Source organism: Psychrobacter sp. PL15 (assembly GCF_035984995.1).
Lineage (GTDB): Bacteria > Pseudomonadota > Gammaproteobacteria > Pseudomonadales > Moraxellaceae > Psychrobacter.
This window is the reverse complement of sequence record NZ_JAXCIB010000002.1, coordinates 50,513-71,875: the sequence shown is the minus strand read 5'-3', so window position 1 is coordinate 71,875 and position 21,363 is coordinate 50,513. Positions and strand designations below refer to the sequence as shown.

The following is a 21,363-nucleotide window of genomic DNA, read 5'->3' as shown; positions in this document are numbered from 1 at the left end:
TGAGTCGTTTTGCTATACAAGCGTATTATTGTTGAGTAGTTAAGTAAGTGACATGTCTTACGAAGCAGCTAATATTTACTGAACAACAAGTGTATCAGCTCAGGGGGAAACTACTATTTGATACGCTTGATTAAGTAAAAAAACCGCTTGGCATTCAACCTAGAGCGGTCTTCTATAGCAGGAATAAAGCAGTTATAAATATATTTTATACTAACGAAAATACGAAAACAATAAACGATAAGAAGTAACTGAGCATTATGACCACAACATATTTTTCATTCATCTGTTTGTCGTTAATATTACGTTTTCCTAGGGTGATACCAAGCTTTTCAATCGCTACCCCAAAAAAATAAACGGCCAACGAAAATAATATAACTTGGAAAAAGACACCAAGAAGAGTATTCATCACAGGAAATAAAACTTTAATCTTAAAAACTAACAGTAATAAAAAAGCAATTAACCCTGATATAGAGCCCTGAAAAAATATAATATCGTGCCAAGTTGCATCAGTTTTATAAAAGCTATTTTCGATATCAAAGCTACCAGGTATGGGTTTTCTAGCAATAGCCCCTCTTCTAACCACGGCCCTATAGGCATTTATCTTACTTACCGTAATAATAAGTAAAGAAGATGTAAGAATAACCCACAAAAAAACGTATAGATTTAGGATAATCATTGCTCCATGATTCGATGAAAGAACGGCTCGAATATACTACCTATATTATTGCTCTATACATTAACAAATTTTAATGCCTGAGTTCTAATTTGAGTAGACTCAAACGTCTGGATTATAAGGACTTACTTATCTGGTTAATCCAAGTTTTTCGTTAATACAGAGCTACTAGTCCGGCCGCTTTTACTGTAGTGACACTGTCGCTTACTGTACGAGCTACTACTATGTCGCTCAACTTATTTGCGACAGTTATTTGTTTAGTTTAACTGATACAAAGCTATTAATCTCTACCTCTATTGGACTTCTACTTCTGACATTCAATATTTTCAGTACTGTATCGTCGCTATTAGCCCAACTTAACAGTGAGCATGGCTCGTTGATGAGATAACTAGCGGCCATTCTATGCCAGTTGAAATATTTAAGAAAGCATACTTTGTTTACTGGTATAAAAAAAACGCTCACAATGCTATCTGGAACGGCTTTTGTATGCAAACCTTAAATTTACTAGGTTGGATTTGAGCCAAGTATCAACGGTATAGCTTTATCATAAGCGAGTATCTATATTGTTATCGCAATTCATTGCCTTTATAACTTAATTAACTTGTTTGATTCAACACCAACCACTTAAACAGTCGCTTTACTAATAAAACATATGTTTGGTGAAATACTTCAAATTCTAACCCAGTACCGAACTAACCGCCACCTCTCCTCTTAAATCATATACCAACACACTTATCCTTTTTACTAATTGCTGCTCTATCTCCGTATAAGCCTCTTTTTTAAACAAAGCCTTCGATCTCCTAGCTGCCTTAACATAGGCACTATTTTTATATAGAACCTCAGTTAGCTCATGATTGATAGTCGCTATCTCATTGAAGTAAACGTCTAATGTATGATTGCTAGCTTTAAGAGATGCGAGTATGTCTTCTAGTTTTTGCGAGTTATCTAGAATAGATGTTATCTTCTCTATGATTAACGTATCTTGATATCCAAAATTTCTGATATTAACGCGAGATTGTAGTGCAGAGAGGATAACTAAAGGTATGATTAACATGATTAAAACGATAACGTAGCTCATGAGTGTTGTACCCGCACCGCCCAAGGCTAGTATTAAGAACCAAATGACTAATATCGTTAATAACCCAGCCATAACACCGTTAAATATTGATATGGATGGCAACCACTGCCGCAATCGCTCTATTTTAGTAAAACCAAGACTATCGATCTTCTCTACTTCGATATCTATCTTGTCGGTAGACTTTATTTCTTCTATTAATATTTTTATATTTTCAGCATCATTGACTAAGCGGCTACTGTTTTTTAATTCTTTTATTATAAGAGAGATATTGGCTTCTAACTTAGCAATGCTAGCGTTGACCTGCTCTTGTAATTCAGTGACTTTGTTAAAAATAAAGCTATATTGCTCATAGGTATTATCATAGGAGCTTCTACTTTTTGTGGATTGCTCATGACTACCGCAAGTCAATAACAGCAGCATCGTACTTTTAAATTGACTCTCACAATACTCTTCTCTAGCAAAGGCTATAGTAGAATAAGTCTTTAGTTGTCTATACTTTGGAGAATCTTGTCGTGTTTTTCGATATAAGAAAAATATAGGGATAGCAAGTAGTAAAGCGATAATGACAAGCTTAAAAAAAACACTATCCATAAGCGTATTCCAGCTCTAATAAATTTATAAGTATAGTTGATGGGTTACCACTAACAAACATGGCTTATGATAACGCTCATCATAAGCCATGTTTTTATAAGGACAGTAGCTACCTACAAGCTACGTACAACCTATAAATTCTTTAGCTGCTCCATCTGCGCCGTCATCGCGACCAGCTGCCCTTCTAGCTCGGTCAATTTTGCCTTTTCAGCGTCAACGACTTCGGCAGGTGCTTTACTGACAAAGCCTTCGTTACCTAATTTGCGCGAGATACCTTCGGCTTGCTTTTGTAGCTTTTCATACGCTTTATCCAAACGAGTTAGCTCAGCAGTTGGGTCAATCAGTCCTTTCATCGGTACTAATACGCGCAGCTGTCCGATCATACTAGATGATGACAATGGCACGTCATCACCCTCTTTGACGATGGTTAAGCTCTCTACTTTTGCCAGAGCTTTAAACTGATTGGCGATACGCGATAAACGCTCATCTTCAGCTAGTGAGATATTTTGTAGTAGAACTGGTAGACGTACCGCGTTGCCCAGTTTCATCTCGCCACGAATATTACGCACGCTAGCAATCAATTGTTGTAGCCAGGCCATATCAGCTTCAATCTGCTCACTGATTTGGGTAGTGTCAGTTTGCGGATAGGCGGCGATAACGATGCTGTCAGTGTCTTTACGATCTAATAGTGGCGCGATAGTCTGCCAAATTTGCTCAGTCAGATACGGCATAATTGGATGAGTAAAGCGTAGAGCAGTTTCTAGTACATGTAGCAGTACGTAGCGTATTTGCGCTTTGCGCGCGTCCGTCACCGAGTCATCATTTAGACTGGCTTTAGCAAGCTCAACATACCAATCACAATATTCATTCCAAATAAACTCATAGATATCATGGCTGACCATGTCCAGACGATACTGAGTAAAATGCTGATGAATATTGGCAACAGTAGAGTTCAGACGGCTGATAATCCACTTTTCAGGCAACTCCCAAACTTCTGGTTTGGCCATTTGGTCGATAGGTAGCGCATTGCCTTGCCCTGCTTCAGAACTATCAACACAGTTCATCAGTACAAAACGGCTGGCGTTCCAAATCTTGTTACAGAAGTTGCGATAGCCTTCAACCCGTTTAAGATCAAAGTTGATATCGCGTCCAGTACTGGCTAAAGAGGTAAAGGTAAAGCGTAGCGCGTCAGTACCAAAGGCTGGAATACCTTCTGGGAACTCTTTACGGGTTTGCTTTTCAATTTTGGCCGCGTCTTTAGGGTTCATCATATTGCTAGTACGTTTAGTGACCAAGGTCTCAAGATCGATACCATCGATGATGTCGATAGGATCAAGCACGTTACCTTTAGATTTAGACATTTTTTGGCCAAAGCTATCGCGTACTAAGCCATGCACATAAACAGTTTTAAACGGGACTTGCGGGGTGCCATCTTCATTTTTGACAAAGTGCATGGTCATCATGATCATGCGAGCGACCCAAAAGAAAATAATGTCAAAGCCAGTGACCAAAACACTGGTCGGATGGAAGGTTTCCATTACTTTTGCATCCGCATTCTCATCTGCCCAACCTAAGGTACTAAACGTCCAGAGACCCGAGCTAAACCAAGTATCAAGCACGTCGTCATCTTGGCGTAAGCTGACCTCAGCGCCTAGGTTATACTTGCTGCGTACTTCCGCCTCATCACGCGCCACATAGATGCTGCCTGCGTCGTCATACCAAGCTGGAATACGATGACCCCACCATAGCTGACGGCTGATGCACCAGTCTTGTAGACCATTCATCCACGCCATATACATGTTTTTATATTGCGCAGGGACAAACTCGATACTGCCATTTTCTACCGCATCAATGGCAGGCTGAGCCAACTTTTCAACCGCCACATACCATTGATCAGTCAACCATGGCTCGACGATAACCCCACTACGGTCACCACGTGGTGCTTTGAGCGCATAGTCTTCGATATTTTCTAGCCAGCCTTGCTCTTGTGCTTGCTCGACCATAACTTTACGTGCCGCAAAGCGCTCCAGTCCAGCATATTCACTTGGGGTAGTTTCAAGCTCAGGGTCGCGAGTTTGCAGGTCAGGATAGACTTCCATTGCTGGCAATATATTGGCATGAGCATCAAGAATATTAATCAAAGGTAAATCATGACGACGACCAAGCTCATAGTCATTAAAGTCATGAGCAGGTGTGATTTTGACGCAACCGGTACCAAAGTCGCTTTCGACATAATCATCGGCAACAATAGGTACGACTCGACCAGTAATTGGCAAGGTAATGGTTTTGCCAACTAAATGTGCGTAACGTTCATCGCTTGGATTGACCGCAACTGCTGTATCGCCTAATAAGGTTTCAGGGCGGGTGGTTGCAACCACTAAATAGTGCTTACCATCTTGGGTAGTAATGTCTTTATCGGTGAAATGATAGCGAAAGTGCCATAAACTGCCTTTTTCGTCATGGTTTTCCACTTCTAAATCTGATAACGCGGTTTGGAACTTTGGATCCCAATTCACCAAACGCTTACCACGATAAATCAATCCGTCATCAAACAGACGCACGAACACTTCTTTTACCGCATTAGACAGACCGTCATCCATGGTAAAACGCTCACGTGACCAATCTACCGAGCTGCCTAAACGACGAATTTGAGTGGTAATGTTATCGCCTGACTCTTCTTTCCATTCCCAGACTTTATCGATAAAGGCGTCACGTCCTAAATCATGACGCTTAATACCTTCAGCATTCAGACGACGCTCAACCACCATCTGAGTGGCGATACCCGCATGGTCCGTACCCGGCTGCCAGAGCGTATTGTCACCATCCATACGGTGATAGCGAGTCAGGGCATCCATGATAGCATTGTTGAAGCCATGGCCCATATGTAGGGAACCGGTAACGTTCGGCGGTGGCAACGCGATAGAAAACGACTCTTCTTTATCAAAGGTCGGCTGAAAATAGCCATTGTCTTCCCAGCCTTGATACATGCCGGCCTCAACCTGACTTGGATTATAGGCATTTTCAAGTTGAGTTAAAGCAGCTTGGATAGAAGTGGTTAAGTTAGTTTTGGTGTTTTGACTATTAGGGGGGTTACTCATAGGGCTCTCAAACTAAAAAGTGAATTGGTACAATAGTATGGTTATAAAAAAATGGTTGTATGAATGGTCCTTCATAGCAGGACTATAAACTGGATAGCTACTGCCAATCTCATACAATTTACCAACGCAAGCAGGCTTAAAAAAATAATACTTGCGATAGATAATAAACAGGATACTAATGAAATATACTGGTAGAAAAAAGATAATGAGATGATTTTATCTTATATAAGCAAACTTTGTTAGCTTCGGATGATTTTTCCTCACTCTATCGCACAAAGACCGTTTAGAACGACCCTTAATCACCTGATATAAGGAGATCATTATGTCTAATTATAAAGATAACCTCACTTCTGACGCTACTCACAAAAATCATCAAGATATCGTTGACGGTAATGCTAACGGTTCAAATCACCAAATGGAACAGAAAAAATCATCAGTCGAAAATGAAGTTAATAACAGTACAGAAGAAAATAACAGCGACGAGATTGATGACAGTAACAATCAATCCTCTGCCGACGTTACCAAAAATTTAGCAGACGACGATTTTTCTGAAGTGGTCAGTAACGAAGACAAAGAAACCATCAAAGAAGTCGCCAGTGATGATAACTTTAGTGCACCCAAAAGCTATGCCAGCATTTTGGTTGAGCAATTCATGGATGCCAAAGAAACTTTTAATCGCTCGCTGGGCTCGTTATTTACCAGTGCTTTTACCGCAGGGCTAGAGATTGGTATCAGCTTATTTGTTATTTTAACGGCATTTGCGCTACTCAGCGACGTGTTACCTAGTCAATATGCGATAGTGTTGTCCTCCCTGTTATATCCAATAGGCTTTATTATCGTGGTCATTGGTCAGTCATTATTATTCACCGAACAGACCTCTTTATTAAGTTTGCCAGTGCTCAATAAAATCGAGCCGTTATGGAAGCTGCTACGCTTGTGGGGCATCGTTATCGCGGGAAATATTGTGGGTGGCTGTCTGTTTGCAGCGCTGATGATTGGCTTAGGTATTAATATGAAGTTGTTCAGCATTGCAGATGTTGACGCTTATGCGCAGCATGTTTTAGGCTATGAATGGTGGGTCATTTTTGGCAGCTCAATCTTAGCGGGCTGGATGATGGGCGTAGCCGCATGGCTAGTGACCTCAGCACGCGATACCATTAGCCGTATCGTACTGGTGTCATTAATTACCGGTAGTATTGGCTTTTTGGGCTTGCACCACAGTATCGTCGGCAATATTGAGGTATTTTCTGCCTTACTGTATGGCGATAGCGTCAGCTTAGGCAGTTATTTGTTATTTTTGTTGGTGGTACTAGTAGGCAATACGATTGGCGGGGTGGTGTTTGTGGCAGTGCTTAAAAACCGAATTTTTTTGTTTGAGATTAAAAAAGTTAAACAGCAAACCGAGGATGGTAAGAATGACAGCACAGCGCGGATGAATGCACGTCAACGGTAGTGTGTGGTTCTTAATTACGTGATAGTTGATTAACAACCATTTGATAATTGATTCTCACGTAATCATCAAGTAGTGTTCAAGATATTTATGCAAAAGATGCTCTAGCAACTATTAAAATATATCCCATAGCAAACTTTGCGAGGCTAAGTTTATTATGGGATTACTGTCATGGTTAACCAATACTTAGAGCATGCCTGCTGCCAAAGTATCACTCTCTGTTTGAGCTTTCTTATGCTTGGCGCTGAATATTTTTACTAAGATCCCGGCAGTAAAGAACATCACTAAAGTATAGATAGCTGGGGTCATTGACATGTCATAGTTGGACAATAAGGTTAATGCCATAAATATCGATAACGTACTGTTCTGTAAGCCTACTTCCATAGTGATTGAGGTTCTTTGTGCCAAGTTTAAGCCGAACAACTTACTTGAAAGATAACCAAGCGCCATAGTTGAGACGTTTAGGAGTAATGATACCGGTCCGGTCTCAATAAAGGCAGCAACGACGATATCTCTTTGGACATAGACCAAAAAAACAACCAAGAAGGTCAAAAATGTAACGCCGAATCTAGACACTAGTACTTGTGAGCTATCAGCTACCCTTGGCGCAAAACGTCTAATCAGCATGCCGATACTAATAGGCACGATGGTAATTACTACTAAGGAGACCATTGTTTTGACGATAGGTAACTGAAATTCGCTACCTGTGCCCATAAAATAAATCAATGAAAAGCTCAAAACAATAGGAATAGTAAAGACGGTTATAACACTAGCAATCGCAGTCATAGTTACTGATAACGCGACATCGCCTTTGGCCAAATAGGTAAACAGGTTTGATGTAGTGCCACCAGGACAAAGCACCAATAACATGACACCTACCGCATATTCGGGTCGTAGTGGCATGATGTTAGCCAGTGCAAAGCCAATGAGCGGTAACATGATCAACTGATTGGTTAAACCAATACCCACTGCTTTAGGATATTTTGCAACTCGTTTAAAATCGTTTGTAACAAGGGATAAACCCATCCCCATCATAATCAAAAACAGACAAATGGGAATAACGACTGAATTTACTAAGGTGACTAGCTGAACACTTTCCATAACTACATCCATGTAGATAGGACCTTTATATAGGTCAATAAATAAAATTTTAGTTAACACATGTTACTAGGTATTTAATTTAAGTACTTATTTGCAACCTATAGTAAAATTATTGGTCCTACAAATGTTTTCTGTGGGCTCTATAGTTTTTACCAGATTATAAAGGGGAAATGCGCGGAAGTGTGTACATAGTCATTTTGACGATTGCTTCACTTAATCCACATTTAAACTTGAGCTTGTATCATTAAGGAGTAGTAAAAAAACTTTGTGCTTAGTGCTGGGTGAATTTTGGTGCAGATGGGTTTATTGATATCGTTATATAGAATTATTTCTATGCGAAATAATAAAGAGATTTTTAAGGAAATGAGGGTGAATAGCGGATGCGGCAACAATACTGGAGTCGCGCGAACACGTTTTCTACTAAATGGCGTAACTTGTATAAATAACTATCAAGTCTGGATTAGGCGGTGTGGCATTTTTTCTTGTAAGGATGACTGGTATCATACCGTACGTGCAATCTTGGTTTCTGATAGCGTCTGAATCATAACCTTTATCAGCATCACAGAATAAATGAATTTTCGTCGTTGCTGCGTCACAGCTTCGTCTAATTGCTCTATACTCACCAAGCCTAGCTCCACTTGCATGCTAGTGACATAGCAGATAGCAACCATGGTCCTTCACAGTCACTTTTAGCGGCTCCCAGAGATTATCGGTTAATGCGTGTCTTGCTGATATGCCTCATATTTTCTAGAATACTTGCTTGATTTTAGGCGATACCTGAAGGCTATTTAGCTTTTTCGATGTTTATTACCGCCGTACCATAAGCGATGGCTTCTACCATGCTACCCATCTGGTTAATATTACTGACCTCTAAACGCAAACCATAAATATGGCTGTAGCCTTTCATATGAGCTTGCGTGCGCATACGTACCAATGCTTCGCGCCGTGCTCGATCCAGCAGGGTCTCATATGTGGTTAGATTTTTGCCAAATAAGCTAAGCACTCGTGCAATCACCATTTTAAAATAATCTTGGGCGATAACCACGCTACCGATTACCAGCTCACCTTGGCTATTAGCCGGCAGGGTAGGTCGATAAAAGCGCTCGGTAGAGACGATAATATGGTTGAGCTCTTTTTCTGAAATACTCAACTGCGCCAGATGTTGACGCTCATGCCGCGCGCCAAAAAACCAACCGACCACAAATAATATAATGAGCGGCGCATAGTTAAACAGCATTTGGGTTATAGAGTTATTCATGGCAGGTCTCTTATCATAAAAAACTTAGCCAAAGGGATTAAAGCGCGGCAGATCTGCGGCTGGCGTTGGCGTTTGACTCTGTTGTTGTTCATATGGCGCAGTGGGTGGTTGATTTTGAAAAGAGTGGTCTTGCATCCGTACAACCTTGACCGCGGTGCCATAGACAAACAGCTCAGAGGCACCTTGAGCAATACTAGAAGTCGAAAAGCGCAGGCCAACCACGGCATCAGCGCCCAAGGACTCCGCCTTTATGATCATCCGGTCTATCGCTTCTTGTCGCGATTCTTCTAACAGTTCGGTATAGGCGGTCAGCTCCCCGCCGACAATGTTTTTTAGACCAGCAAACAAGTCCTTACCGACATGCTTTGAGCGCACGGTGCTACCATAGACCACATCCAAACGCTCAGTGATTTGATAATTGGGTAAGTGTTCAAGATTAGACAGTTGCACGGTCATGGTATTACCTTATCGGTGATATTTAGGGTTCAAAGATAACGATTAGAGACAACAGTAATCTTTGATACTAGTCATTAGTATGGAACAATAAAAACAGCTCGGTTAAATTACCTTCGATACTATTGGCCATTTGTGCCAGTTTATCTTGATCAGCACGCATTTCTGCCAACTCTGGATCTTCATCATCAATGCCACTGAGTACAATCATTGGCAAGGTTAGTATGGCAACGTCTTCGGCAGTATCTTCAGCTTCGAACCAGTCGCTAGCGTCATCGCCATACATAACATCCACAAACCCAATCGACCACGCTACAATATCTGACTCATCAGAAAAATCGACTGCGATTTCTTCATCGCCGGCGTCTTCACCAAATGGTAGCTCGATGGGCTTCTCATTTTTGAGCTCATCCATAATGAAGGCACGCCAGCGGTGAATACCATCGATGACATTTTCTGGAATTTCTTTTACATGGCCTTCAAACAACGCATCTATCCAATTTGGTAGTGGTCGCCCAATGATAGTAGCGGTCAAAAAACCGTGAGTCGCGACACTATCGAGCACAAACGGGCTCTCTTGGTTGTCTAAAAAATCCAGTAATTCGTCAAAGCTCAGCGGGTTGCTCATGGGTCACTTGTCCTTGGTCGATAGCTTGCGTCGTGCGCAACAGACTATCTGTTAAATGCAATATGGTAAATAGTATACTAATAAAAGTTATTTTGATTAAACAGATGACATTAAATAATACTGTTAAGACAGTGGTTGTTATAAGGCTACCATTAAGAACTAACACTCATTGAAAATTAACCACGGAGTCTAACAAGCTTGGCACAGTTCAGTAATGACGCTCTGTTGAGCGCATGGTCAACATTGGTCTAACACTTAAGTATCATCTTGAGACTTAGATATCGTCATCATCCCAATCGTCGCCATCAGCATCAAAATCATCTAAATCGTCTAGCTCATCTTTTAATTCTTTTGCCAAACGCTTCTCTTCTAATAAATTATCAATCAAGCGTCGTTTCTCAAGGCTACTTAAACGTGTACGCACGCTCGTTTCTGCCTCTTCTACCATTTTGGCGTCATCATCATCAACAAAGTCACCATCAAAATCATCATCAATATCAGCGTCACTCATGACAAACTCCTGTTATTTAGGCAAAGGTGTAAAAATACGTCTTTATATATATGCCTTATAGAGTCTCTATAAAGCCTTGTCAACCTTTTTATGACAATCTCAATTTTAGTCTCAATTATGGGGGTGGCTATAGGATTATTTACCCGTCTTCACTTTCGGTCATTAGCACCGCATTCCGGACATCAGCCAGTCGCTGAATCATAGCATCATTACCACCATCAAATACCGCACACTCACGCTCATAGACAGTTGTCGGGCGCTTTAGGCTTTGTACTTGAACGTGGTTACCTATTTGCTTGAGTCCAGAATTAGGCAACAGGATGAGCATTTGCTCTTTTTTGCCCACACTTTCAAGCAGTTGGGTCATGGCATCGGCCTGAGCGCTGTCGCTAACCCCGGCTTTGACTGGTAACGCAAAGCGTGACAGCTCAATATGCTTATCATGGATAATCTTATTGAGCATTAGATACAACTTGCCCAGCATGACGCCAGCTAGTGCTACTTTAGCATGGCTATTATCAGCTTTGAGCTCTGCATAAGCCCCTTTTTCGTTAAAATGTGGCTCATTGATGGCGCTGACACCAAGCAGTAATGGCTGCTTGAGCAATTCAACGAGCGCTTGATCGAGCAGCTGAGTACAGAGCGCAAGATAGGGCATGCGCATCTCAGGCGCTAAGCGTTCAAGCATATTGTATTCATCGTGAAATACAATATGTACGTTAACACTATCAAAAGCTCGGGTAGCAGATAGCTTAGAGGGGTTGCTTCTAAACCCATAAGCAACGCTATCAGTACCCGGTATCTGATCTTTTTCACCACTGGCTGCAGTACGATTAGTATCGTCGTCAACTGTATTAGTAACAGAGTCCACGATGTTAGAGTCAGTCAGACCTCCATGAGTCTGTTGTTCCTTTAAATAGGCGTTGAGCTCACTATGAATCGTAGTCGTGCTGACAGTAGCTTTATTATTATCATTAGCAGTAGTTTGACTGCCAGCCTGGTTGCGACCATCATCTACCCTGCTATGTTCGTTGTCCATCATACTGGTACCAGCTGACTGACGATCTTGGGTACGTTGCCCCTCTTGTCTAGAATGCTCGCGGTGTAAATCTTGAATATCATGACTCAGCGCATTGATTTGCTCTTTGGTTGGACGTGCAATATAACCATAAAGCAACCATAATAATAAATGTAGGAACAGTGAGCCGATAACAAATGGCCACTGCATAGCAATGATTTCACCTTTGCTAATATCCTTCAGGGTCAGTGACACACTACCAATAACGGCATCACCCTTGGTAGCTATTTGGCGGATAGTAGCACCTTGCTGCATGGGCGCATTCCCCACAGGCACCAGTACATCGTTATTATTATCTTTAATCAGTATCCGCGCGACATCTTGTTCAATCGTATAACGATTAGCAATGACACTGAGACTAACCCGATCTTTATTCTCTAAAGACAGGCGCGCTTCATCAATGAGCTGAGCGACCATTTGCTCGCCTTTTTGTGCGCGGCTTTTGGTCAGCTGCTGGTCGGTGCTAATTACTAGTAATAAGGTCTGTAAACAAAAACTAACCAAAACAATAATGGCAAACAACCCTTGCCGCGGCGCTAAATACATCATGATATGTTAAACTTTTTTAGATAAAAGGAATTAAAAAACGAGACTGCTGCTCATTTTTTGGAAAAGTGTGCTGCTACCAATGTGCTGCTATAGTAGCTCAATTTAAGATGGCTTCATTGAAAGCTATGAGGGCTGACGTTGATGAAGCATACTCGAATCGGCTTTACTCGGCCCAATTGCGCCGTTAATAAATGGCCAGTTACTATTATCCACTATATCACCATAGAGGTCATCATAGGTTTAGCGGTTATCATAAATTTCATCTAATCGTTTTATTTTCACGACTGTAGGGTAATCACTTTTTTAGCTATAATTACAGTTAATATGCGTCTGTTGTACTTTGGCGGTCGTCTATAGGCGCTGCACGGTAAAGCTGTTATTATTCCTAATCTTATCTGAGCACACAAGGGACAATTGAGCCATGCCAAAAAATACACCTTATTCGTTACCAAAAGACAGCAAAGCATGGCAACAAGCCGTCGACTCTGTAGCGTCACTATTACCTGATGATACCAATTTGCAAGATTTTGACGCGCTGCAATCTCTGCCAGTCTTCGCTTTAATTGTGGTATTACCTGCACACGTGTCAGCACTTGATATCCATCAGTATATTCAGTCATGGGTCGATGAGCAGCCAAGCTGGCATCTAGTAACCGTAGCAGAAGATACTGAGGCGGCCTTTGTCAATATCACTATCGACGTTAAAGACGTTGATCCTGCTTATGTTTCTAATGCCACTACTAGCACTGACTCTACTAGCACTGACTCTAAGATCGCTGACAGTCAATCTAAAACTATAGCTGAACCGCCATTTGTGCCGGCGCAAGTATTTCGTTATTTGCTAGTGCCCGTTACCGATACCCTCATGCACCCTGGCAAAAAAACCGCTGCCGCTCACATCATTGATGATCAGTTGACTACCAGCTTACGTCGCGACTTGGCCGAAAACTATAGCAAAGACTATCCTGATAGCAAAAAAACAGCCCTTGATGATCGTAATCTAGTCGATTGTCATATTTTATCTATTGGTCATATGCTACGTACCCATAAGCTAGTCTGCTTTGATATGGATTCAACCTTGATTGAGCAAGAAGTCATCGTTGAGCTGGCAAAAACCGCTGGCATCGGCGAAGAAGTCGCCGCCATTACCGAAGCCGCTATGCGTGGTGAAATTGAATTTGACGAGTCTTTTGCCCAACGTGTGGATTTGCTAAAAGGCATTCCTACTACTGTCCTTGATGAAATTTGTGCCCGTTTAACGTTATCAACCGGTGCACGTACGACTATTAGCGCCTTTAAGGCCTTAGGTTATCATACCGTATTGGTTTCGGGCGGCTTTACTTATTTTGCCCGTTATATCGCTGAACAGCTGGGTATTGATGAAGTACACGCCAACCATTTAGATGTTGAAGGCGGCGAAGTAACCGGTCATGTGCAGCTGCCGATCGTCAATGGCGCAAAAAAAGCCGCCATCGTGACAGGTATTGCCGAACGTTTAGGTATTGAGCTATCACAAGTGGTCTGTGTCGGTGATGGCGCTAATGATTTACCAATGATGGCCATTGCTGATTTAGGCGTTGCCTATCTTGCAAAGCCCATTGTCCAAGCGCGCGCGGATGTAGCGGTCAACGTCACTGGGCTTGAAGGTGTGCTTTATACGCTTGGCTATCCTGCGCTGATTCCTGCGCAATAAATTCAAGCGGTTTACCTCAATAACAAGCTAGGTTAATGTCACCGTCATTAGCCTGGTTTTATAATTTGTGCGACCCTTAAACAACAAAGGAATGTCCATGACGGCATCACCCTCCCCACGCCCAGATTCACCATCGCTGAGACCACCAGCAGAGAACGCTCCTATACATGATGCTGGCCCACAAAAAGACAGCCCTAAGCAGCTGCTAGGGGTCTATGTTAAAGGCATGGTAATGGGCGCAGCTGACATTGTACCAGGCGTCTCTGGCGGTACAATTGCGCTGATTACTGGTATTTACGAGCGCTTAATCAATGCCCTTGGCAGCATTGGCCCTAGTCTTTGGGGGGTATTTCGCCAAGATGGTGGTATCAAAGGCTTACTTGCTGTTTGGCGACGCGTTGATGCCACGTTTTTATTGTGCTTAGTATTGGGTATTGCGACCAGTCTAGTAACTTTAGCCGGTATTATTAAACATTTATTGGACAATCAACCACTGCTTATTTGGTCGTTTTTCTTTGGCCTAGTGGTGGCTACGGTCGTTATATTATTAACTGAGATTAAACGTTGGAATACCGCACGTGCCAGTTTATTTATTATTGGTATGGTCACAGCCGTTATTATTAGTAGTATGCCCATGCTGGCTAGCACCCCAAGCTTACCGTATTTGTTTTTTGCGGGGGCGATTGCGATTTGCGCTATGATCCTACCTGGTATTTCGGGGTCGTTTATTTTACTGTTATTAGGCGCTTATGATACGGTGCTGGAAGCCGTACATACTTTTAACCTGACTATTATTTTGACTGTAGTCGCGGGTATGGCAAGTGGACTATTGCTATTTACTCATATGCTTAAGTGGCTGCTATCACGCTACTATCAAGGGACACTTGCGCTGTTAACGGGCTTTATTGCGGGCTCATTACTTAAAGTATGGCCGTGGAAAACGGATGCTTTAGGTACGTTAAATAGCGATGCGATAAACAACGTTGCACCATGGCAATATCCTACTGGTGCGCATTGGCTGACCACTTTGGGGCTGATGCTGTTGGGCGCCGTTTTAGTCTCGTTGCTATCATGGTGGGGTCACCGTAGTAATCGCAGTTAATATATCGTTATAGTTAACCCAATTTAGAAACGGCACGGTGCTACTGCGATATTTTTTATAAAAAATCTGTACTAAACCAAACGTCAACTGTTGTCGCAAAGTCGCCCTGACCCCCTTTAGCTTTATTCCTTGAGCTTTCATAATGGTGTTATTGAAATTCACCTTATGAATAGCGAGATGGATGATGTTTATGACTGTATTTTCTATGGTAGGTGTAGGCAACTGGAGCGCTGGCGCGCTGCTCGGTTATGGCCTACTAGCAGGATTAATTGTAGCGCTCGCCCTATCACCACAGCGTTGGTTACTGTGGTATCTGTTTGGCGGCATGGTCTACTGGTTGGCAGTTGAATTTATGCAAAGTGTATTGCTGCAGTGGTTCACGCTGTCAGAGTGGCACAGCTATGTAGCCGCAATGGGCATCAGTTGGCTGCCTTTAGGGGGTTGGGTCCTATTTCGAGCCATGCGTTATGATGATCTCAGTCAAACCGTACAGCGGCAGCGCGAACTAGAGGCGGCACGCTATATTGAGCATACCCCTGTGTACGATGACGACTATCAACCCCGTTTTCACTAGTTGCATCATAAAAACATCATAGGCTGGCGAGTGTTACACAATACTCAACGCTCTCTACGTAATTACTAAAGAACTGAAACGGGCTCATAGTTTATAATGCGGCTATATAAATGCGCCTATATAATTGTCGTAAAAATTGCTATAGAGTAGGCTCTATTTCACTTCTCATTTTTTAGGAGTTCAACTATGTTTACTATTCCTGTTTTAGATGTCAAATCTGATCCATTAGATGTGTTACTGACAGTCATTGGCTATAGATTGTCAATGCTGGCTGATAGTGATAACGAAGAGTTCAAATCACTATTGGCTGATCGTACAGTTATCATTGAGTTTGCCAGTCAAGAAGCGGACGTCGCACGTTACTTTAGCTTTGACAATGGCCAGTTTAGCCAACATAGTGGTCACGCTGATAAAGCGAATCTAACCATAAGTTTTAAAGATTCTATGACTGGTGTTAGGCTGTTGACTAAAGGCAGTCTTCCAGCCTTTATGACGGCAGTTCAAGAAGGTAATTTGAGTATAGAAGGCGATTACAGCCTGATGATGTGGTTCAATAAACTTGCCAAACACATCGTACCAGTTATTCCTGAAGAGCTTAAGCCTTATATCACCCGTGCCAAACCTTATGCTTATAAAGCGCAACAGTTTGCTGAACATTGGATTGGTATCGCTAAGCATAAGCTGGGTAAATAAGCGATTAAATAACCAAGAGTCTAAACGGTAAATGTACTCATAACTACTTGCCAGAACACCCCTGCTATTATTATTAAGGTTGCGGTATACTACGGTTACCGTAACTTTTTTTATGCATTAAATTCAGAGTTTATATAAGTTTGAGCTTTTTTAATTTTCAACTTATATAGATTCCTAGTTGATCATTTATTCATATTTTCTGTTTTTCATGGTATTTATTATACCTGGCACTTATTATAAAAGGATTTAGCTCATGGCAGGATTGCTTTCAATCACAGAGCCTACTACCAGTACTACTCACATCGCAGCTGACTTTTTCGCGACAGCAACGTTACCATCTACATCTAGCGTACACAGCCGCGAACAGATTGCGCAGCTGTTTGATTTGCCATTGATGGATTTGTTGTTACAAGCCCAAACCATTCATCGCCAGCATTTTGTGGCCAATGAAGTACAAATTAGTACCTTGCTATCGATTAAAACCGGTAACTGTCCTGAAGATTGTGGCTATTGTGCACAATCCGGTCATCACCGCGACAAGACCAAGCTACAAGCAGAAAAGCGCATAGACGTTGATAAGGTAATTGCTGCTGCTAAACGCGCAAAATCTAGTGGCTCATCAAGATTTTGTATGGGAGCCGCATGGAAGCATCCGAGTGCCAAAGATATGCCCTATGTGGTCGAGCTGGTCAAGGAAGTTAAGGCATTAGGGCTAGAAACTTGTATGACCTTGGGCATGCTTGATACCAACCAAGCGACCCAGTTGGCCGATGCAGGATTAGATTATTACAATCATAATCTGGACACCTCAAGACGCTACTATGAGCAAGTAGTCAGTACCCGCAGCTATGATGAGCGACTAGATACTATTAGCAACGTACGCAACTCAGGTATCAATGTCTGTAGCGGTAATATCGTTGGCATGGGCGAGAGCCGTGATGATCGGATCGACTGGGTACATGAGTTGCTAAAAATGCCGAAGGCACCTGAATCTATTCCCGTTAACTTACTGGTTCCTGTTTCAGGTACGCCCATTGGTGACAAAATATTAGCAGAGGGTGAGTTGTCAGTCCTTGAGTGGATTCGCACTATTGCAGTCACGCGTATTTGCTGCCCGAGCAGCTATGTAAGACTGTCCGCTGGGCGTGAGAGCTTATCGGATGCCGAGCAAGCTTTAGCCTTTATGGGCGGTGCTAACTCGTTCTTTTATGGTGATAAGCTGCTAACGACTGGTAATGCCAGCCAATCAGGCGACGACCGATTGATGCGTGAACTGGGCTTAACCAAGCAATTTGCGGCGCCAAGAGCACCTAAACAATTACCCGTCATTGATGCAATGAATGGTCATGAGTCACAAATGGTGTTAGCAGAATAAATTAAAGTGCGCTGATGGTATGCTGGCAGACTTTTATCATTTGCCAGTGCCAATATAAGGTAAGCTTGCCAGCGTTGCAGCGGTGACAACATAGGTTTAGACTGGTCAGCGTTTATCGATAGTCAGAAACCGTATATTAAGAGATCAAGCTATGGCAGATTATTTCGACTGGATTAAAGCGGCGCATATTATTTCAATGGTTACTTGGTTTGCGGCAATTTTTTATCTGCCTCGCCTATTTGTCTATCATGCGATGAGTGACGACAAGATCAGTCACGAGCGTTTTATTATTATGGAGCGCAAGCTATATCGCGGTATCATGACTCCCTCGATGATAGCGACTTGGGGTTTTGGCTTGTGGATGGTGTTCTTGGGTTGGGACGCCTACAAAACCCAAGGCTGGCTCCACGTCAAGATTTTGTTGGTGGTTCTATTATCTGCCTATCATGGTGCTTGTGGTTTTTATCGTAAAAAGCTGGTCGACAAGCCACAATATAAGTCACATGTTTTTTGGCGCTGGTTTAATGAAGTACCCGTTATTGCCTTAGTGATTATCGTCATATTAGTGGTGGTTCAACCATTTTAAGATTGCCTTAACTTTAAGCTAACCTTCATATTTTAATCTAAAAAGCGTCCATAACTTATTAGTTACGGACGCTTTTTTAACTCTGTTTTTTAACTCTGTTTTTTATATTTGTGTTTTATAGATAATGATGCAGGTATCGCTGACTTACTACAGAACATACACTTAATACGTCTAATTCAGCTGTCAACTCAGATTTGCTTGACCCTATTAGACACTAGGACGCATGATTTGATAGACATTGCTTAAGTCATAAACTCGATAACGTGCAGGCTCACGGCGCTGCTCACCGGCATAACTCAATATCAGCGCCTGCTTGGCTGCTTCATCGACCCAGCCAACAAACAGTCCACTATGCTCAACACCATTGTAGCCATGATTAATATAATATAGCCAATCACCCACTTCGATATCACTACTATTGGCATAGGGCCCTTGTCTATAAGCGCCTTTGTGCACAGTATCCTTGGTTACTCCTGCCCGATTAAATACTGCGTTGAGATAATCCCAACAGCCGCCCTGGATAATGGTGCGCTCATTTAGTGCCATAGTACGTGCGGTGCTGACGACCTCACGGGCGGCAATACTACTTTGGGTCTCAGCGTTACTCAGCAGCGGCAGATACTCACTGTCAACGTTGTCATAGCTACCGGATAAAAACGCAGGCAGTACAGTTGCCGGCTGTCGTTGTACGTTCGGATAACGATAAGAGTTAGCCACAGCTGGTTTAGTGGGCGGCTCATATGCATACCCATTAGCAACTGGCTTGGCGGTGTTAAAAGTAGTAGTACTATCAATGCTTGGATAAGGGATACGCGCGCGTTGAATGGTTGAGCGGGTACTAATTCTAGCAGAAGGAACAATTGTCTGCGATGGGTTATAGCGAGCAGTTGATTCAGTCTGGGTAGATTTTTGTGTAATCAGTGCACTCATACTATCGGCATGAACGTAACTCGTACTACCTAAAAACAGGGTTAGTAGTGCGACAACAGGTGCTTTTTTTATAGTAGTAAATGTTGTGATAGCAGATTGAGCAAATAATACATTACGCGAGGCAATAACCAGCAATGGTGGCATGACTAGATCCTTGTCAACTTGGTACATGGTAATCCAATTATCAGCTTGTAGTTATAAACCATTTAGACAAGCGACTGCAAGTACTATTAATCACTGTCGAAGGACAAAAGGTGGGTAAATCGAGGTAGAAGGTAAAATGCGAACACGGTATATCAAGAATAAAAGATTTAAATTGAAAGGATCTTGTTGAAAATAATAATTGAAGGAGTCTCATTGACATAGGCTGGGCGCTAAACCTAAAGTATAAAAGGTAGCGATCAAAAAATGATCTTTGGATGTTAAGCTTTCAGAACGAAAACGTAACCGCTACTTATCTGGCTCGCTACTCATCTTAATTTTAGTCGCTACTCATCTTAATCTCAATCACTACTCATCTTAATATTGGCATGACGCTTATTAAGCGGTTGACCTTGTAAGATAGCTTTAGTGGCCTGCGCTTCTGGCACGCTCTCAAAGCCGCTGATAGAGTATTTACGGACACTGTCGGCACCAAAAATCTGTAGCTGCTCTCCTTCTAGCGTTACTTTGTCGCCTTCTAGCAGATGAATATGTTCACGTTTACCCTGATTGTCATGTACCAGCTCACCGTCTTGCACCCATAAGATACCGCTACAGATATGACCAATCATGGCTTTTTTGTGCAACTGGCGTTTGCGATTAAAAATAAAACTACCAATAATCAGGAGAGCAAGTGCGCCAATAGACCATCGTACCGGCAGCAAACTCATCGCCATCGCTACCGCAACCGCGCCTACTAATAACGCCACGCCAAACCAAAACAGCCCATTGTCTAATGCTTGGGGCTGCCCTTGCAAGGTGATTTTTGCGCCGTCATCAGTTAGCTTGAGCATGGGTTACTACCTGTTACGGGGTAAATAGAGAGGGCTAAAAATACTATTAAATAGCCGTCGACGATGGCATTACCGATATTGCAAACCTACCAACCGAGCGCCGTCTTTTGCATAGCGATGAGCTCGGCAATACCTTTTTCGGCCAGTATTAACATGTCATCAGCTTGGGCACGAGTGAATGGCTTTTCTTCAGCAGTCCCTTGCAACTCGATAAATTCGCCTTTTTGGGTCATTACCACGTTCAAGTCGGTATCACAGCTGGCATCTTCTTCATAATTTAAATCTAAATAAGCGTCGCCATCTTTCATACCCACAGAGACTGCAGCAACTAGACCAATCAGAGGATCTGCTTTTAGTTTTTTAGTTTTTTGAATGCTTTCAAGCGCATCGATTAGCGCAATAGCCGCCCCAGTAACACTGGCAGTACGGGTGCCACCATCCGCTTGTAAGACATCACAATCAAGATAAATAGTGTTTTCGCCAAGTTTACTCAAGTCAATCATGGCACGTAGACTACGGCCAATTAAACGTTGAATCTCTTGGGTACGACCGGACTGCTTACCGCGGGCTGCTTCGCGTTGATTACGGGTGTTGGTCGCGCGTGGTAACATGCCGTATTCAGCAGTAATCCAGCCTTTGCCTTTACCTTTTAACCAACGCGGCACGCCTGACTCGACACTGGCGGTACACAATACTTTAGTGTCACCAAAGCTGACCAAAACTGAGCCTTCGGCATGCTTGGTATAGTGACGCTCAAAGGTAATCGAGCGAAGTTGGTCAAGCTCACGGTTATCAATACGCATAAAAATTCCTAGTACGGTGTGGTAAAAGCGGTATTATAAAAACCAGCAGTTTGCGAGTTGAAGAATAGGGTGAAGAATAGATCAGTAAGTAGTTTGATATATAAATATCAGAGCAATTAATCGACTCAAAACTTGAGATATCCT

General features: G+C 42.4%; 19 protein-coding genes and 1 pseudogene. 7 read left to right on the top strand and 13 right to left on the bottom strand.

Annotation, left to right across the window (positions count from 1 at the left end; all coding sequences use genetic code 11):
- Positions 1-205: 205 nt before the first annotated feature.
- From RCH20_RS01805 to RCH20_RS01795, 3 genes are all read right to left on the bottom strand, one after another.
- On the bottom strand, positions 206-676 hold the full coding sequence (locus RCH20_RS01805; protein WP_209956381.1) for a hypothetical protein: 471 nt from the start codon (positions 674-676) through the stop codon (positions 206-208).
- Between the two features lie 673 nt (positions 677-1,349).
- Positions 1,350-2,342 carry a hypothetical protein gene (locus RCH20_RS01800; protein ID WP_209956380.1) on the bottom strand — a complete coding sequence of 331 codons (993 nt, stop codon included), beginning with the start codon at positions 2,340-2,342 and terminating at the stop codon, positions 1,350-1,352.
- A 131-nt stretch (positions 2,343-2,473) separates the two neighbouring features.
- A complete protein-coding gene (locus tag RCH20_RS01795; protein ID WP_327192376.1) occupies positions 2,474-5,440 on the bottom strand; it encodes a valine--tRNA ligase in 2,967 nt (988 codons plus the stop codon).
- A gap of 322 nt (positions 5,441-5,762) precedes the next feature.
- Between RCH20_RS01795 and RCH20_RS01790 the strand changes: the two genes are divergently transcribed.
- Positions 5,763-6,893 carry a formate/nitrite transporter family protein gene (locus tag RCH20_RS01790; RefSeq protein ID WP_327192375.1) on the top strand — a complete coding sequence of 377 codons (1,131 nt, stop codon included), beginning with the start codon at positions 5,763-5,765 and terminating at the stop codon, positions 6,891-6,893.
- Positions 6,894-7,076: 183 nt separating this feature from the next.
- Here RCH20_RS01790 and RCH20_RS01785 read toward each other — a convergent pair whose 3' ends face one another.
- From RCH20_RS01785 to RCH20_RS01755, 7 genes and pseudogenes are all read right to left on the bottom strand, one after another.
- Entirely contained in the window at positions 7,077-7,991 is a 915-nt protein-coding gene (locus tag RCH20_RS01785) for a bile acid:sodium symporter family protein (RefSeq protein ID WP_209956378.1), read from the bottom strand.
- A gap of 394 nt (positions 7,992-8,385) precedes the next feature.
- Positions 8,386-8,660: pseudogene (locus RCH20_RS01780) on the bottom strand (IS5/IS1182 family transposase); the annotation flags it as partial.
- Positions 8,661-8,775: 115 nt separating this feature from the next.
- Entirely contained in the window at positions 8,776-9,249 is a 474-nt protein-coding gene (locus tag RCH20_RS01775) for a YbjQ family protein (protein WP_209956376.1), read from the bottom strand.
- A 24-nt stretch (positions 9,250-9,273) separates the two neighbouring features.
- The gene (locus RCH20_RS01770) at positions 9,274-9,705 is read right to left on the bottom strand and encodes a YbjQ family protein (RefSeq protein ID WP_209956375.1); all 432 of its coding nucleotides are present in this window, start codon (positions 9,703-9,705) and stop codon (positions 9,274-9,276) included.
- 67 nt (positions 9,706-9,772) lie between these two features.
- Positions 9,773-10,330, bottom strand: coding sequence for a UPF0149 family protein (locus tag RCH20_RS01765; RefSeq protein WP_209956374.1), 558 nt, complete (start codon positions 10,328-10,330; stop codon positions 9,773-9,775).
- Between the two features lie 274 nt (positions 10,331-10,604).
- The gene (locus RCH20_RS01760; RefSeq protein WP_209956373.1) at positions 10,605-10,841 is read right to left on the bottom strand and encodes a PA3496 family putative envelope integrity protein; all 237 of its coding nucleotides are present in this window, start codon (positions 10,839-10,841) and stop codon (positions 10,605-10,607) included.
- Positions 10,842-10,980: 139 nt separating this feature from the next.
- On the bottom strand, positions 10,981-12,468 hold the full coding sequence (locus RCH20_RS01755) for a hypothetical protein (RefSeq protein WP_327192374.1): 1,488 nt from the start codon (positions 12,466-12,468) through the stop codon (positions 10,981-10,983).
- A 421-nt stretch (positions 12,469-12,889) separates the two neighbouring features.
- On the opposite strand from RCH20_RS01755, the gene serB reads away from it, so the two are divergent.
- From serB to hemJ, 6 genes are all read left to right on the top strand, one after another.
- Positions 12,890-14,161, top strand: a complete 1,272-nt coding sequence (gene serB / locus RCH20_RS01750) for a phosphoserine phosphatase SerB (RefSeq protein ID WP_327192373.1) — start codon at positions 12,890-12,892, stop codon at positions 14,159-14,161.
- A gap of 97 nt (positions 14,162-14,258) precedes the next feature.
- Entirely contained in the window at positions 14,259-15,263 is a 1,005-nt protein-coding gene (locus RCH20_RS01745; RefSeq protein ID WP_327192372.1) for a DUF368 domain-containing protein, read from the top strand.
- Positions 15,264-15,453: 190 nt separating this feature from the next.
- On the top strand, positions 15,454-15,837 hold the full coding sequence (aciT, locus tag RCH20_RS01740; RefSeq protein ID WP_327192371.1) for an AciT family ciprofloxacin tolerance protein: 384 nt from the start codon (positions 15,454-15,456) through the stop codon (positions 15,835-15,837).
- Positions 15,838-16,023: 186 nt separating this feature from the next.
- Positions 16,024-16,530 (top strand): SCP2 sterol-binding domain-containing protein, encoded by a 507-nt coding sequence (locus tag RCH20_RS01735; protein WP_327192370.1) that lies wholly within the window; start codon positions 16,024-16,026, stop codon positions 16,528-16,530.
- A 253-nt stretch (positions 16,531-16,783) separates the two neighbouring features.
- Complete coding sequence (bioB, locus tag RCH20_RS01730) at positions 16,784-17,905, top strand: biotin synthase BioB (RefSeq protein WP_209956368.1); 1,122 nt, start codon at positions 16,784-16,786, stop codon at positions 17,903-17,905.
- A 151-nt stretch (positions 17,906-18,056) separates the two neighbouring features.
- The gene (hemJ, locus tag RCH20_RS01725; RefSeq protein WP_209956367.1) at positions 18,057-18,491 is read left to right on the top strand and encodes a protoporphyrinogen oxidase HemJ; all 435 of its coding nucleotides are present in this window, start codon (positions 18,057-18,059) and stop codon (positions 18,489-18,491) included.
- A gap of 207 nt (positions 18,492-18,698) precedes the next feature.
- Here the strand turns inward: hemJ and RCH20_RS01720 are convergent, their stop codons facing one another.
- The 3 genes from RCH20_RS01720 to rph all read right to left on the bottom strand — a co-directional run bounded on the left by RCH20_RS01720 (position 18,699) and on the right by rph (position 21,219).
- The gene (locus RCH20_RS01720; RefSeq protein WP_327192369.1) at positions 18,699-19,565 is read right to left on the bottom strand and encodes a hypothetical protein; all 867 of its coding nucleotides are present in this window, start codon (positions 19,563-19,565) and stop codon (positions 18,699-18,701) included.
- A 359-nt stretch (positions 19,566-19,924) separates the two neighbouring features.
- Positions 19,925-20,416 (bottom strand): hypothetical protein, encoded by a 492-nt coding sequence (locus RCH20_RS01715; protein ID WP_209956366.1) that lies wholly within the window; start codon positions 20,414-20,416, stop codon positions 19,925-19,927.
- An 86-nt stretch (positions 20,417-20,502) separates the two neighbouring features.
- Positions 20,503-21,219, bottom strand: coding sequence for a ribonuclease PH (gene rph / locus RCH20_RS01710; protein WP_209956365.1), 717 nt, complete (start codon positions 21,217-21,219; stop codon positions 20,503-20,505).
- Between the last annotated feature and the right edge of the window lie 144 nt (positions 21,220-21,363).

What these genes read in the sequence shown, in the direction of transcription:
- RCH20_RS01805 (WP_209956381.1), bottom strand. Translation starts at nt 676, where the DNA reads ATGATTATCCTAAATCTATACGTTTTTTTGTGGGTTATTCTTACATCT.
- RCH20_RS01800 (WP_209956380.1), bottom strand. Translation starts at nt 2,342, where the DNA reads ATGGATAGTGTTTTTTTTAAGCTTGTCATTATCGCTTTACTACTTGCT.
- RCH20_RS01795 (WP_327192376.1), bottom strand. Translation starts at nt 5,440, where the DNA reads ATGAGTAACCCCCCTAATAGTCAAAACACCAAAACTAACTTAACCACT.
- RCH20_RS01790 (WP_327192375.1), top strand. Translation starts at nt 5,763, where the DNA reads ATGTCTAATTATAAAGATAACCTCACTTCTGACGCTACTCACAAAAAT.
- RCH20_RS01785 (WP_209956378.1), bottom strand. Translation starts at nt 7,991, where the DNA reads ATGGAAAGTGTTCAGCTAGTCACCTTAGTAAATTCAGTCGTTATTCCC.
- RCH20_RS01775 (WP_209956376.1), bottom strand. Translation starts at nt 9,249, where the DNA reads ATGAATAACTCTATAACCCAAATGCTGTTTAACTATGCGCCGCTCATT.
- RCH20_RS01770 (WP_209956375.1), bottom strand. Translation starts at nt 9,705, where the DNA reads ATGACCGTGCAACTGTCTAATCTTGAACACTTACCCAATTATCAAATC.
- RCH20_RS01765 (WP_209956374.1), bottom strand. Translation starts at nt 10,330, where the DNA reads ATGAGCAACCCGCTGAGCTTTGACGAATTACTGGATTTTTTAGACAAC.
- RCH20_RS01760 (WP_209956373.1), bottom strand. Translation starts at nt 10,841, where the DNA reads ATGAGTGACGCTGATATTGATGATGATTTTGATGGTGACTTTGTTGAT.
- RCH20_RS01755 (WP_327192374.1), bottom strand. Translation starts at nt 12,468, where the DNA reads ATGATGTATTTAGCGCCGCGGCAAGGGTTGTTTGCCATTATTGTTTTG.
- serB (WP_327192373.1), top strand. Translation starts at nt 12,890, where the DNA reads ATGCCAAAAAATACACCTTATTCGTTACCAAAAGACAGCAAAGCATGG.
- RCH20_RS01745 (WP_327192372.1), top strand. Translation starts at nt 14,259, where the DNA reads ATGACGGCATCACCCTCCCCACGCCCAGATTCACCATCGCTGAGACCA.
- aciT (WP_327192371.1), top strand. Translation starts at nt 15,454, where the DNA reads ATGACTGTATTTTCTATGGTAGGTGTAGGCAACTGGAGCGCTGGCGCG.
- RCH20_RS01735 (WP_327192370.1), top strand. Translation starts at nt 16,024, where the DNA reads ATGTTTACTATTCCTGTTTTAGATGTCAAATCTGATCCATTAGATGTG.
- bioB (WP_209956368.1), top strand. Translation starts at nt 16,784, where the DNA reads ATGGCAGGATTGCTTTCAATCACAGAGCCTACTACCAGTACTACTCAC.
- hemJ (WP_209956367.1), top strand. Translation starts at nt 18,057, where the DNA reads ATGGCAGATTATTTCGACTGGATTAAAGCGGCGCATATTATTTCAATG.
- RCH20_RS01720 (WP_327192369.1), bottom strand. Translation starts at nt 19,565, where the DNA reads ATGCCACCATTGCTGGTTATTGCCTCGCGTAATGTATTATTTGCTCAA.
- RCH20_RS01715 (WP_209956366.1), bottom strand. Translation starts at nt 20,416, where the DNA reads ATGCTCAAGCTAACTGATGACGGCGCAAAAATCACCTTGCAAGGGCAG.
- rph (WP_209956365.1), bottom strand. Translation starts at nt 21,219, where the DNA reads ATGCGTATTGATAACCGTGAGCTTGACCAACTTCGCTCGATTACCTTT.